The following is a 12863-nucleotide window of genomic DNA, read 5'->3' as shown; positions in this document are numbered from 1 at the left end:
GGTCACGCCTCTTCCGCGGTGTCGGACGCCCGCCCGCGGCTGAGCCAGCCACGCAGGCGTTCGAGCAGCTGGTCGACGTCGACCGGCTTGGGCACATAGTCGGAGGCGCCGGAGGCGATGCTCTTCTCCCTGTCTCCGCGCATGACCTTGGCGGTCAGCGCGATGATCGGCAGGTCGGCGAACTGCGGCATGCGCCTGATGGCCGACGTCGTGGCCCAACCGTCCATCTCGGGCATCATGATGTCCATGAGCACGAGGGCCACGTCCTCGTTGCGTTCGAGCTGTTCGATGCCCTCACGGCCGTTCTCGGCGTAGACGACGGTGGCGCCGTGCCGCTCCAGCACGCTGGTCAGGGCGAACACGTTGCGGATGTCGTCGTCGACGATGAGGATCTTGGCGCCGTCGAGAGGGTCGTCGCCCTGCCACTGCTGCGCGTTGCTCTGCTGGACCATCTCGGGCAGGGGCAGGTCGAGCGGGAGCGGTGGCTCGGGCACGAGCACCGCGTTCTGCTCCTCGACCTGCATCGTCAGTACCTGCCTGCGGGCCGCGCCGCCGTCGCGGGCGACCAGCGGACCCGCGTAGTTGGTCGGGAGGTAGAGGGTGAACGTGCTGCCCGCGCCGAGCTCGCTGTCGACGTGGATCTCGCCGCCGAGCAGTCTCGCGATCTCGCGGCAGATCGACAGGCCGAGCCCCGTGCCGCCGTACTTGCGGCTGGTGGTGCCGTCGGCCTGACGGAACGCCTCGAAGATGATCTCCAGCTTGTCGGGCGCGATGCCGATGCCGGTGTCGACCACCTGGAAGGCGAGCAGGTCGGTGCTGTCGCGCAGGGTGTCGTCGTCGTAGTCGACCTCGTGAGGAGCGGGCACGACGCGTAGCCGTACCTCGCCCTTGGGGGTGAACTTGACCGCGTTGGACAGCAGGTTGCGCAGCACCTGCTGCAGGCGCTGCTCGTCGGTGCGCAGCTCCTGCGGCACCCGTGGGTCGACCTCGACGATGAAGGCCAGGCCCTTGTCCTGGGCGAGCGGGGCGAAGGCCGCCTCGACGTAGTCGACCAACTTGGGCAGCGACAGCTGGGCGGGGTGGATGTCCATGCGCCCCGCCTCGACCTTCGACAGGTCGAGCATGTCGTTGATCAGCTGCAGCAGCGCCGAGCCCGCGCCGTGGATGGTGCGGGCGAACTCGACCTGCTGGGAGGTCAGGTTGCCCTCGGCGTTCTCAGTCAGCAGCTTGGCCAGCACGAGGAGGCTGTTGAGCGGGGTGCGCAGCTCGTGCGACATGTTCGCGAGGAACTCGGACTTGTAGCGCGAGGAGACGGCCAGCTGCTCGGCGCGCTCCTCCAGGGTGCGGCGGGCCTGCTCGATCTGGAAGTTCTGGATCTCGATGGCGCGGTTCTGCTTGGCGAGCAGCCCGGCCTTCTCCTCCAGCTCGGAGTTGGAACGGCGCAGCTCCTCCTGCTGGCGCTGCAGCTCGTCGGAGCGCTCCTGCAGCTCGCGGGTCAGGCGCTGCGACTCCTTCAGCAGGTCCTCGGTGCGGGAGTTGGCGATGATGGTGTTCATCGTGACGCCGATGGTCTCGACCAGCTGCGTGAGGAAGTCGAGGTGCACCTCGCCGAAGGCGGTGAAGGAGGCCAGCTCCAGCACGCCGAGGACCCTGCTCTCGAACAGGATCGGCAGCACCACGATCTGCGCGGGCGTGGACTGGCTGAGCCCGCTGTCGATGGTGATGAAGGCGGCAGGCACGTCGTCGAGGACGATCGACCTGCCCTCCATGGCCGCCTGGCCGACGATGCCCTCGCCGGTGGCGAAGCGCTGGCGTGGCGCGCGGTCGGGCCGTACGCCGTAGCCGCCGATGAGGACCAGGTCGTGCTCCTCCCCGCTGGTGTCGACGCCGTAGAAGGCGCCGTAGCGGGCGGAGACGAGCGGGGTCAGCTCGCTCATGATCAGCTTGGCGACCTCCATGAGGTCGCGGTGGCCCTGCATCAGGCGGGAGATGCGGGCCAGGTTGGACTTCAGCCAGTCCTGCTCCTGGTTGGCCTGCGTGGTCTCGCGCAGGTTGGCCACCATGAAGTTGACGTTGTCCTTGAGCTCGGCCAGCTCGCCCTGCGCCTCGACGGCGATGGAGCGGGTGAGGTCGCCCTGGGCGACCGCGCTGGTCACCGTGGCGATGGCGCGCACCTGGGTGGTCAGGTTGCCGGCCAGCTCGTTGACGGACTCCGTCAGGCGCTTCCAGGTGCCCTCGACGCCCTCGACCCTGGCCTGGCCGCCGAGACGGCCCTCGGAGCCGACCTCGCGGGCGACTCGGGTGACCTCGGAGGCGAAGGAGGAGAGCTGGTCGACCATCTTGTTGATGGTGGTCTTCAGGGCCAGGATCTCGCCCTGGGCGTCGACGTCGATCTTGCGGGTCAGGTCGCCGTTGGCGACGGCCGTGGTGACCTCGGCGATGTTGCGCACCTGGTAGGTCAGGTTGTTGGCCATGAAGTTGACGTTGTCGGTGAGGTCCTTCCACACACCGGACACGCCTTGCACCCGCGCCTGGCCGCCCAGCTGACCCTCGGTGCCGACCTCGCGGGCGACTCGGGTGACCTCGTCGGCGAAGGACGACAGCTGGTCGACCATCGTGTTGAGGGTGTCCTTGAGCTGGAGGATCTCGCCCTGTGCGTCGACGGTGATCTTCTTGGTCAGGTTGCCCTGGGCGACGGCGGTGGAGACGGCGGCGATCTGGCGGACCTGGTTGGTGAGGTTGTTGGCCATGAAGTTGACGTTGTCGGTGAGGTCCTTCCAGACCCCCGACACGCCGCGCACCTGCGCCTGGCCGCCCAACTGGCCCTCCGTGCCGACCTCGCGGGCGACTCGGGTCACCTCGGAGGCGAAGGAGGAGAGCTGGTCGACCATCGTGTTCATGGTCGACTTGAGTTCGAGGATCTCGCCTTGGGCGTCGACGTCGATCTTGCGGGTCAGGTCGCCGTTGGCGACGGCCGTGGTGACCTGGGCGATGTTGCGCACCTGGTAGGTCAGGTTGTTGGCCATCGAGTTGACGTTGTCGGTGAGGTCCTTCCACACACCGGACACGCCCCGCACCTCGGCGCGGCCGCCCAGCTTGCCCTCGGTGCCGACCTCGCGGGCGACTCGGGTGACCTCGTCGGCGAAGGACGACAGCTGGTCGACCATCGTGTTGAGGGTGTCCTTGAGCTGGAGGATCTCGCCCTGGGCGTCGACGGTGATCTTCTTGGTCAGGTTGCCCTGGGCGACGGCGGTGGAGACGGCGGCGATCTGGCGGACCTGGTTGGTGAGGTTGTTGGCCATGAAGTTGACGTTGTCGGTGAGGTCCTTCCAGACCCCCGACACGCCGCTGACCTGCGCCTGGCCGCCCAACTGGCCCTCTGTGCCGACCTCTCGGGCGACTCGGGTCACCTCTTCGGCGAAGGCGGAGAGCTGGTCGACCATCGTGTTGACGGTGTTCTTCAGCTCGAACATCTCGCCGACCGCGTCGACGGTCACCTTGCGGCTCAGGTCGCCCTTCGCCACGGCGGTGGTCACCTCGGCGATGTCGCGCACCTGCGCGGACACACGGGACGACATGGTGTTGACGGCCTCGGTCAGGTCGCGCCAGCTGCCTGACATGCCCCTGACGCTCGCGCTGCCCCCCAGACGGCCCTCGGTGCCGGCTTCGCGGGCCACCCTGGTCACCTCGGTGTTGAACAGCGACAGCTGCTCGACCATGCCGTTGATGGCCTTGCCGAGTCTCCTGACCTCGCCTCTGGCCGAGCGGTCGAGGTCGATCCTGCGGGTCAGGTCGCCCTTGGCGACCGCGTCGATCACGTCGGCCGCTCCCGTCACCGGGCTGACCAGCGCGTCGATGAGCGCGTTGACGGACTCGACGCTCTCGGCCCACGAACCCACGCCGGGCCCCGGGGTGAGGCGCTCACCGAAGCGCCCTTCCTTCACGACTTCCTTGCGCACCCGCGTCAGCTCGTTGCTGAGGTGCTCCCTGCGGTCGGCCACCTCGTTGAGCAGCAGCCGGATCTCACTCATGATGCCCGGGGGCGCGTGCGGAACCCGGCGGCGGAAGTCGCCGTCGCGCCACGCGAAGAGTGTCTCTAGGACGGGAAGCAGATCTGACTCTGTATACGTCCTTTCCTCCGCAGTCGGCGCGGTCTTGGCCGTCGTCATGGGGTCTCCTCCACTCCCGGGGTGCCGCCGTGAGTGATGCAAGTCTGTCACGATGAGTAGCTCGTAGTCCTGTCCTTGGATTTACCCCAAGTCAGTGGGAAGTGTGGTAGGCACGGATCGATGACTGCTTCTTCCCGCGCGGTCCTGGCGGCAACCTTCGCGCCAGGCGAGACCGCCGTTCCCTCTGCGAAGAGGTTCACGCGCGAGGTGATGACCGCATGGGCGGCCGCCTCGGTGCTGCCTGCCGCCGAACAGCTGGCAGGCGAGCTGGCCATGCAGGTGGCCGACGCGCCCTTCGAGATCGTCTGGAAACATTACGGCGACGCCGTGCAAGTCGAGCTCAGGCAGCGGACCTCCCCTCATGGTGACCCCAAGGGCCCCTCGGTCGACGTCGAGGAGTGGGGAATCACCTTCGCGGGCGACTCCCGTGTCCATTGGGCAAGACTCACGCTACCGGGCTCGACGGACAGAGTGGCATCCGAGTGGGCCGAGGAATCGTCGCGTGGACCTCACTGGCTGGGCTTCCTCGCCGACGCGAGCGACCTGCTGGCAGGCACTCTCGACCCTGACATGGTCCCGGCGATCATCGCCCAGATCGTCGTTCCGAGACTGTCCACCTGGTGTGCCGTCTACACCTCCGACACGGGGGCAGGCCCTCGCCGTCTGGCCTATCTGTGGCACGCCGACGAGGCGCGCATCGACGGGTTGCGCGAGCAGCTGTCCGAGCTGAGCGTGCCCGACAGCGCCGCCGCCACCCTGCAACTGGCCGACTCACAGGTCCTCGCGGTGCCGCTGATCGCGAGGGGGCGCTCGCTCGGCGCGATGTGCCTCGGCCGCCACGACCGCTTCCCCGACGAGAGCATCCAGTTCGCCGAGGACATCGCGCGGCGCGCGGCCCTGGCGATGGACAACGCCCGCCTCTACGCCCAGCAGGCGGCGGCCAACAGGGCGCTGCAGCGCAGCCTGCTGCCTCCCAACGAGCCCGAGGTCCCCGGCCTCGACTACGGCGTCGTCTACGAGCCCGCGGGCGAGGCCAACGAGGTCGGCGGCGACTTCTACGACCTGTTCAAGGCGGGCGACGAGTCCTGGCGTTTCGCGATCGGCGACGTCTGCGGCACGGGCCCCGAGGCGGCAGCCGTCACGGGGTTGGCCCGCCACACCCTGCGCCTGCTGGCCAGGGAGGGGTACGGCGTGGCCGCGGTTCTCGGCCGCCTCAACCAGGCCATCCTCGAGGAGGGCGAGCGCGCCAGGTTCCTCACGCTCCTCCACGGCGACATCACGCCCGTGGAGAGCGGCCTCGAGGTGCGCATGGTCTCGGCGGGCCACCCCGAGGCGCTGCGGCTCAAGCCCAGCGGCGTCGTCGAGGGCGTGACCACCCCGCAGTCGCTGCTCGGTGTCTTCCCCGAGGTCGTGTTCGAGGCCGACACCATCCACCTCGACCACGGCGACGTGCTGCTCGCCGTGACCGACGGCGTGACCGAGCGCCGCAGCGGAGGCCGCCTGCTCGACGACGAGGGCGGCCTGTCCAAGCTGCTCGCCGAGTGCGCGGGGCTGTCGGCGAGGGCGGTGGCCGAGCGCATCCGCAGGGGAGCGGCCGACTTCGCGCCGGAGCCGAGCGCGGACGACCTGGCGATCCTGGTCCTCCGCGCTCGCTGACTAGTCGCGCTCGACCGTGTCCTCCAGCACGATCCTGCCGATGACCTCGTACTTGGCGGGGTTGCGGGCCTTGAGGTAGAGCGCGGTGCCCGCGCCCAGCACGGCGAGGGCCACCACGATCCACGGGATCGCGGTGAAGAACGAGCTCTTCGAGGCGTCGCCTGCCGCCGCCTCCTGGTTCTGGAACAGCAGCAGCACCACGTAGGCCATCGAGAGGCCGCCCACCAGCGGGGCGATCAGCGTGCGCCACACGTTGGCGGTCTCGGGGTGCTTCTTCTTGACGTGGAAGTAGCCGATCACCGAGAACGAGCACAGTGTCTGCACGATGAGGATGGCCAGCGTGCCCAGGACCGCGAGCAGCGTGTAGATGTGCACGTAGGGGTCCATGCCCGCGACGGCGAAGGCCAGGATCAGCACCACCGAGATGGCGGTCTGGACGAACCCGGCGATGTGCGGCGAGCCGTGCGTGGGGTGGGTGGCGCCGAGGGTGCGGGCCGTGCCCGGGATGAGGTTCTCCCTGCCGAGCGCGTAGAGGTAGCGGGCGGCGCAGTTGTGGAAGGCCATCGAGCAGGCGAACGAGCCGGTCAGGATGAGGATCTTGAACAGGCCGACCGCCCACGTCCCGATGAACTGCTCGGTGGGGTTGAAGAAGATCCCCGCGAACTGCTCGGCGGCGAGCTCCGGCGCCTTGACGCCGTTGGCGGCCACCGTCATCCACGACACGAACGTGTAGAACAGGCCGATGCCGACCACCGAGACGAGCGTGGCGATCGGAATGATCTTCTTCGGCTCGCGCGACTCCTCGCCGTACATCGCGGTCGACTCGAAGCCCACCCACGACCAGAAGCACATGAACAGGCCGAGGCCGACCGCGCCCGCCTGCACGCCCGTGGTCTGGAAGGCGTTGAGCGGGTTGAGCGTGTAGGCCATGAGGCCGTCGGGGCCTCCGCCGTTGAAGAGCGTGACGAGGGCGATCAGGCCGAGCATGAGGATCTCGGTGATGAGGAAGACGCCCAGGACCTTGGCGGTCAGGTTGATGTCGAAGTAGGAGAGGATCATGTTCAGCGCCAGGCCGAGGAAGGCGAACCACAGCCAGTGGATGTCCACCCCCGCCAGCGACTTGAAGGTGTCGTTGGCGGAGTAGGCGAAGAAGCCGATGATCGAGGCCTCGAAGACCACGTACGCCATGGTGGCCAGCAGGCCGGAGACCATGCCGACGACCTGGCCGAGGCCGTGGGAGATGTAGCCGTAGAAGGCTCCGGCCGCGGTGATGTGCTTCGACATCGCGGTGTAGCCCACGGAGAAGATCGTCAGGACGACGGTGGCGAACAGGTAGCCCGCGGGGACGCCGAGGCCGTTGCCGAACGCGACGACGATGGGCACGTTGCCCGTCATGGCGGTGATGGGGGCCGCGGTCGCGACGGCCATGAAGATGACGCCGACGAGTCCGACGGCGTCCCTTTTCAGACGGCTGACGCCTGGCGATTCGTTGGTGATGGTCACTGTTTCGCGCCCTTCGGCTGGGAGGTGGCGCGATGGTGACAGCAGCCGAGGCTGACAGACAAGTCGGCCGAGCCGGCCAACCTATTACGCTATGTCAGTTGTTACTACGTGTTTACGGGTGAAATTCAGCTTTATCGCCATCTGGTCGATCCGTTCGGAGACGACCAGGGCGCCGCGGGCCGCGTCGTAGTAGTGGACCTCGTGCTCGTGACCCAGCTCCGTCAGGCGGTCCACGTACTTCTCCAGCTGCCGCAGCGGCGAGCGCGAGTCGTTGATGCCGGCCAGGATCAGCAGCGGCCGTTCGATCCGCTCGACGTAGGTGATCGGGGAGCTGTCGCGGTAGCGCTCGGGCTGCTCGGAGGGCGAGCCGCCGAGCAGGGCGCGCTTGTAGGCGCGCAGGCCCTCGGCCTCGTCCTCGTAGGAGGTCTCGTGGCAGGCGATGGGCGCCGCGGCGATGCCCGCCGCCCACAGCTTCGGCTGGACGCCGAGGCCGAGCAGCGTGAGGTAGCCGCCCCACGAGGTGCCGGCCAGCACGATCCTGTCGGGGTCGACGATGCCCTGCGCCACCACCTGCTCCCTGACGGCCGCCACGTCGGCCAGCTCGAGGTGGCCGATCTCGCCGCGCAGCGCGTCGCGCCAGGCCGTGCCGTAGCCGGTCGAGCCCCTGTAGTTGACCCTGACGACGGCGAACCCTGCGTCGACCCAGGCCGCGACCTCGGGGGAGAAGTCGTCGGCGTCGTGCAGGTTCGGGCCGCCGTGCAGCAGGAAGACCGCGGGGAAGGGCGCCGAGCCCGTCTCGGGCCTGGAGACCAGCGCGTGGATGCGCCCGCCCGGGCCGCTGACGTCGAGGTCCTCCACGGGGACACTGGTCGGGGACGCGGGACCGACCGCGTTCATCACCACGTGGCCGGTGCTCGAACGGATCACCGGCGGCCTCGAAGCGCTCGACCAGGCGTACTCCACGTGGCCGCCAGGCCTCGGGCGCGCCTCGTCGATGACGCCGTGAGGGGTGTCGATCAGCGTGAGGCCGCCGCCCGCCAGGTCGTAGCGGTGCAGGTAGGTGCGGGCGCGGTCGTCCCTGATGATCAGCAGCGCGCGGCCGTCGTCGTACCACTCGGCGGTCAGCTCGCCCGGGTCCTTCAGCCAGATCTCGCGCTGCTCGCCCGTCTTCGGGTCCCAGACCAGGGGCTCGTGCCGCAGGCGGCGCTCGTGCAGGGTGAGCAGACGGCGGTCGCCGGGGTTGGGCGCGAAGCGCAGGCCGACGACGCCCTTGCCGGGGCCGTCGTACAGCTCGCCGACCACCTCGCCGCACTGCTTGACGACGCGGAGCGCCGGGTGCCTGAAGTCGCCGTGCTCGCTGTGGTTGATGGCGATGAACTCGCCGTCGAGCGACATGTCGCTGACCCAGGAGGCCTCGGTGTGCTCGTACAGCAGGTGGCTGGGTTCGCCTGGCCGTACGAGGTGGGTGGTGAAGCCGCCAGGGCGGGCGAGGCTGACGGCGGCGACGCCCGTGGTGGACAGGGCCAGGCCGCCCGGCTGGCCAGGCTCCAGGTCGGGGGCGACGGGCTCGTCGGGACCGCCGGTGAAGCGCTGGCGCAGCCAGATGCCGAGGTCGTCGCTCTCGGTGTCGGCGAACCAGTAGATCCACTGGCCCGTCGGGTCGAGGGCGGCGTGCCTGGTGCCGTGGGCCTGTGTGGTGACCTGGCGGGTGACGCCCGTGGTGCGGTCCCAGGCGTAGATCTCCCAGGTGCCGGAGGCGTTCGAACGGTAGAGAGCGCGGTGGGGGGCCTGACGTGCCCAGACGGGCAGCGTCATGCTGGGCGCCCGGAACCTGGCCTGCCAGCGCTCCTCCGCCTTCATCCGCCCCTCCCCTCCTCAGTTGCCGTCCAGTATCGCGTCTGGGTCACAGAAATACCTGAGGAATGTGAGGGAATTTCGGACTAAATACCCCATCAGTAACATGCGCCTCGGATGTCCGTCAAGAAGATGGTCTTGATTCGGCAGGTGATTCAAAGATAAACAGTCGAAAACTGGCCACCGCTGGGGTCCATTCCGGAAATTTCTGGATTTGGTGGTGAAGGGTGTCGGAGTCCTTGTGCCACGCGCTCGGTCCCATCTTCACCACCTTCGCCACATCCGCCCTCGACAGGGGCATCTCGAACCGTACGGCCCGAGTGTCGACCTCTCCGAACCCTCTCAGACTTTCGGCGACCCTGTGCTCTTTCGCCTCGTCCACCGAGAGCAGGTCCAGCTCCTCGACCAGCGGGCTCAAATGCTCCTTCGCGGGGGTCACCACCACGAGCCTGCCGCCAGGCCGCAGGATCCTCGCAAACTCAGGGCCGTTGCGCGGCGCGAACACGTCCATCACGACGTCGGCGACCGCGTCGCCGATCGGCAGCGGCCTCCACACGTCCGCCACGAACGCCCCCATCCTGGGGTGCGCCCTGGCCGCTCGCTTCACGGCGTGCTTGGAGATGTCGAACGCCAGCCCGGTGGCCTCGGGGAGCGCGTCGAGCACGGCGGCGCCGTAGTACCCGGTCCCTGCGCCCGCGTCCACCACGACAGGCCCGCGGTGCTCGCCGTCCGCTCCGCCCGCTCCCGTGGCCGCGGGCGGGCAGTGGTCCTGGACGGCCTTCGCCAGCGCGTCGGCCAGCGGCGCGTAATGTCCTGCCGCGAGGAAGTCCGCCCGCGCCGCCACCATCGCGGGGCTGTCGGCGGTGCCGGGAGCCTGGGATCCGGTGAGCAGGCTGACGTATCCCTGCCTGGCGACGTCGAACCCGTGCCCCTGGCCGCAGCGCAGCGATCCGTCGGTGAGGCGGAGGCCGTCTCGGCAGACGGGACAGGCGAGGTAGTCGACGATGTCAGCCAGCATCCCCCCATCATGACGCCCGCCTCAAGATCACTAGACTCCCGGCATGCCACGCCGATTATCAGCAGCTCTGTGGGCCTGCGCCCTGACCGGCGCCATAATGGCCTTCGCTCTTCCTTGGCTCTTCCTTCCCGAAGGGCTCGGCTGGGGCGCCTTCGGGTTCAAGAACTGCGTCGGCAACGACTTGTCGAGCGACATCTACCATCTCGTCTTCCCCCTCTATTACGTCCCGCCTTTCGGATACGGTGCGCTTCCGTTCGTCGGCCTGGGCCTGCTGGCATGGCTGGCATGCGCGCGCCGGCGCAGACCCGGGCTCGGCCGGTGGATCGTCTGGACGCTCCTGCTGCCCCAGATGTTTCTCAACGCCTACCAGCCCCCGCTGTTCGCCATGGACATGGTCCTCGAGCCGAGTTGCCTCGAATGGTGGGGCGGCTGGCACGTGGTGTGGTGGACCGTCGGGCATGACGTGCTCGAACTGGTCGCTTCGACACTCGCACTGCTGGCCGTACGGACGAGCGCGCCGCGGCTGCCGCGCGGACCGGTGGTGGCGGCGCTGGTCGTGGTGCTGGCGCTGACCCCCGCCGCCGACGCGACGCGAGGCGGCAAGGTGACGGTGCCGGACTGGGAGGAGTGCCACGGCGCGGTCAGGCAGGGGTACTCGGAGGAGGACTGGCGCTTCCTCTGCGAGGCGCGTGACTCCTTGATGGACGAGCCGGGCACCCGGATGCCCGACGGCCGGTTGTTCGCCTATGGACGGCACCTGTGCAGGCTGGTCGAAAAAGGCGGCAGGCTGCCCGACGCGCGGAACGGTGACGAGTTCGACGTCGCCAGGGCGCTTCCCGCGAACTGTCCCGCGCTCGCCCGTGTCAACGAGCGGAATCAGGCGGAGCTGAAGCGCGAGGAAGAGGAGTACTACGCGCGCCGCAGGGCTGAGTGCGCCGCGCTGCCCCGCCACAAACCCAGGACCAAGCCGGTACGGCAGGCGACCACACATATGTCCGTGGAGTTCTACGCGCTCGACACCTCGGAGGAGGGCTTCGACGGCGGTGTGTCCGAGGAGTTGGGGAGCGGCGACGAGGTGATGGTCGCCGTGCCGGGGAATCTCGCCTTCCACACCCTCACCGAGATGGGTCTCCTGTGCGTGACAGGCGAGTCGTATCGCAGGAGGCCGCCGGTCGAGACCGAGGGCTGGGACGTGGTCGCCGAGATCGGCTACCGGAGCCCGACGGGCGTCCTGGAGATCTCCGACGGTTCCCGTGCCCTTCCCGACCTCGCGGTCGGCGGGCCCGGCCACTACCGCGTCAGGGTTCATCAGCGCGAGCTTGGCGTCGACCATGACAGGGAAGAGCCGCAGGCGAGCGAGGAATGGCTGATCATGGTGTACCCGGGGCGGGAGAAGGAGCCCAGAACGTACGTGAAGGGGCGGTGAGGCTCAGGGCGTCGTCGTCGCGGCGAGCGTGAGGAAGGCCGCGTTGGAGGACGTCTCGCGGAGCTTGGCGATGAGCAGCTCCATGCCCTGCTGCCGGTCGAGTCCCGCGAGCATGCGTCGCAGCTTCCACACGACCTGCTGCTCGGCGGGGTGCATCAGGTCCTCTTCGCGCCTGGTGCTCGAGGTCTCGAGGTCGACGGCGGGGAAGAGCCTGCGCTCGGCGAGCGCGCGGCTGAGCCGCAGCTCCATGTTGCCTGTGCCCTTGAACTCCTCGAAGAAGGAGTCGTCCATGCGCGAGCCGGTCTCGACGAGCGCGGTGGCGAGGATGGTGAGGGAGCCGCCGCCCTCGACGTTGCGCGCGGCGCCGAAGAAGCGCTTGGGCGGGTAGATGGCGCCGGTGTCGATGCCGCCTGACAGGATGCGTCCCCCGCTGGGCGCGAGGTTGTTGTAGGCGCGGCCGAGCCTGGTGAGCGAGTCGAGCAGCATGACGACGTCGTGTCCCTGCTCGACCAGGCGCTTGGCGCGCTCGAGAGCGAGCTCGGCGAGCGCGGTGTGCTCCTTGTCGGGACGGTCGAAGGTGGAGGCGACCACCTCGCCCGCGATGTTCCTGCGGATGTCGGTGACCTCCTCGGGACGCTCGCCGACCAGGACCACCATGAGGTGGACCTCGGGGTGGTTGCGGGAGACGGCCTGGGCCAGCGCCTGCAGGACCATCGTCTTGCCGGCCTTGGGCGGGGCGACGATGAGTCCGCGCTGACCCTTGCCGATGGGCGCGATCAGGTCGACGACCCTGGTGGTCAGCGAGTCGGTCTCGATGTTCAGCCGGTCGCGGGGGTGGACGGGGGTCAGGTCGGCGAAGTGCGGGCGGTCGCGCCACGAGGTGTGACCGTTGACCGACTCGATCGAGACGAGCTTCGAGCCGGCGACGGTGGCGACCACGTGGTCGCCGGGGCGCAGGCCGAACTGCTTGATCCGCTCGGGCGGCAGCCGTACGTCGTCGGAGCTGTGCCGGTAGCCGGACGAGCGGAGGAACGTGCCGTCCAGCAGGCCGCTGACCTGCCGGGTGGGCGTGGTGGTACGGGGACGGGGGATGGTTTGGACAGACATGAGAGACCCTCCTCGAGGGCACGCCTGGGTGACAGGCGGTGAGTAAGAAAAAAGAGGTCGGGCCCTCAGAGAGGTGGGGCCCTTCAGGTGAAGTCAGCGGAGCTTCAGACGCTCAACGCTGTTTCGCAAG

6 protein-coding genes and 1 pseudogene are annotated in these 12863 nt (G+C 68.8%); 2 read left to right on the top strand and 5 right to left on the bottom strand.

Going from position 1 to position 12863, the window contains the following annotated elements; translation table 11 throughout:
* Positions 1–2: 2 nt before the first annotated feature.
* Positions 3–4169, bottom strand: coding sequence for a HAMP domain-containing protein (locus tag FHR33_RS25345; protein ID WP_183652444.1), 4167 nt, complete (start codon positions 4167–4169; stop codon positions 3–5).
* 120 nt (positions 4170–4289) lie between these two features.
* Here FHR33_RS25345 and FHR33_RS25340 point away from each other — a divergent pair, with 120 nt between their 5' ends.
* Positions 4290–5825 carry a PP2C family protein-serine/threonine phosphatase gene (locus tag FHR33_RS25340; RefSeq protein ID WP_246452075.1) on the top strand — a complete coding sequence of 512 codons (1536 nt, stop codon included), beginning with the start codon at positions 4290–4292 and terminating at the stop codon, positions 5823–5825.
* On the opposite strand, the gene FHR33_RS25335 is transcribed toward FHR33_RS25340, so the two are convergent.
* The 3 genes from FHR33_RS25335 to FHR33_RS25325 form a co-directional block, all read right to left on the bottom strand.
* On the bottom strand, positions 5826–7328 hold the full coding sequence (locus FHR33_RS25335) for an APC family permease (RefSeq protein WP_221241236.1): 1503 nt from the start codon (positions 7326–7328) through the stop codon (positions 5826–5828).
* 84 nt (positions 7329–7412) lie between these two features.
* Positions 7413–9188 (bottom strand): S9 family peptidase, encoded by a 1776-nt coding sequence (locus tag FHR33_RS25330; RefSeq protein ID WP_183652441.1) that lies wholly within the window; start codon positions 9186–9188, stop codon positions 7413–7415.
* A gap of 118 nt (positions 9189–9306) precedes the next feature.
* Positions 9307–10200 carry a putative RNA methyltransferase gene (locus tag FHR33_RS25325; protein ID WP_183652438.1) on the bottom strand — a complete coding sequence of 298 codons (894 nt, stop codon included), beginning with the start codon at positions 10198–10200 and terminating at the stop codon, positions 9307–9309.
* 43 nt (positions 10201–10243) lie between these two features.
* Between FHR33_RS25325 and FHR33_RS25320 the strand changes: the two genes are divergently transcribed.
* A complete protein-coding gene (locus FHR33_RS25320; RefSeq protein WP_183652434.1) occupies positions 10244–11626 on the top strand; it encodes a hypothetical protein in 1383 nt (460 codons plus the stop codon).
* A gap of 3 nt (positions 11627–11629) precedes the next feature.
* Here the strand turns inward: FHR33_RS25320 and rho are convergent.
* A pseudogene (gene rho, locus FHR33_RS25315) lies at positions 11630–12658 on the bottom strand (transcription termination factor Rho); the annotation flags it as partial.
* Between the last annotated feature and the right edge of the window lie 205 nt (positions 12659–12863).

This window comes from Nonomuraea dietziae, from assembly GCF_014195505.1.
Taxonomy (GTDB): domain Bacteria; phylum Actinomycetota; class Actinomycetes; order Streptosporangiales; family Streptosporangiaceae; genus Nonomuraea; species Nonomuraea roseola.
Note: the sequence above shows the minus strand (reverse complement) of the source record. Positions and strands in the feature narration are given on the sequence as shown.

Coding starts and splice junctions, on each gene's coding strand:
- FHR33_RS25325 (WP_183652438.1), bottom strand. CDS start 10,200: ATGCTGGCTGACATCGTCGACTACCTCGCCTGTCCCGTCTGCCGAGAC.
- FHR33_RS25345 (WP_183652444.1), bottom strand. CDS start 4,169: ATGACGACGGCCAAGACCGCGCCGACTGCGGAGGAAAGGACGTATACA.
- FHR33_RS25320 (WP_183652434.1), top strand. CDS start 10,244: ATGCCACGCCGATTATCAGCAGCTCTGTGGGCCTGCGCCCTGACCGGC.
- FHR33_RS25330 (WP_183652441.1), bottom strand. CDS start 9,188: ATGAAGGCGGAGGAGCGCTGGCAGGCCAGGTTCCGGGCGCCCAGCATG.
- FHR33_RS25340 (WP_246452075.1), top strand. CDS start 4,290: ATGACTGCTTCTTCCCGCGCGGTCCTGGCGGCAACCTTCGCGCCAGGC.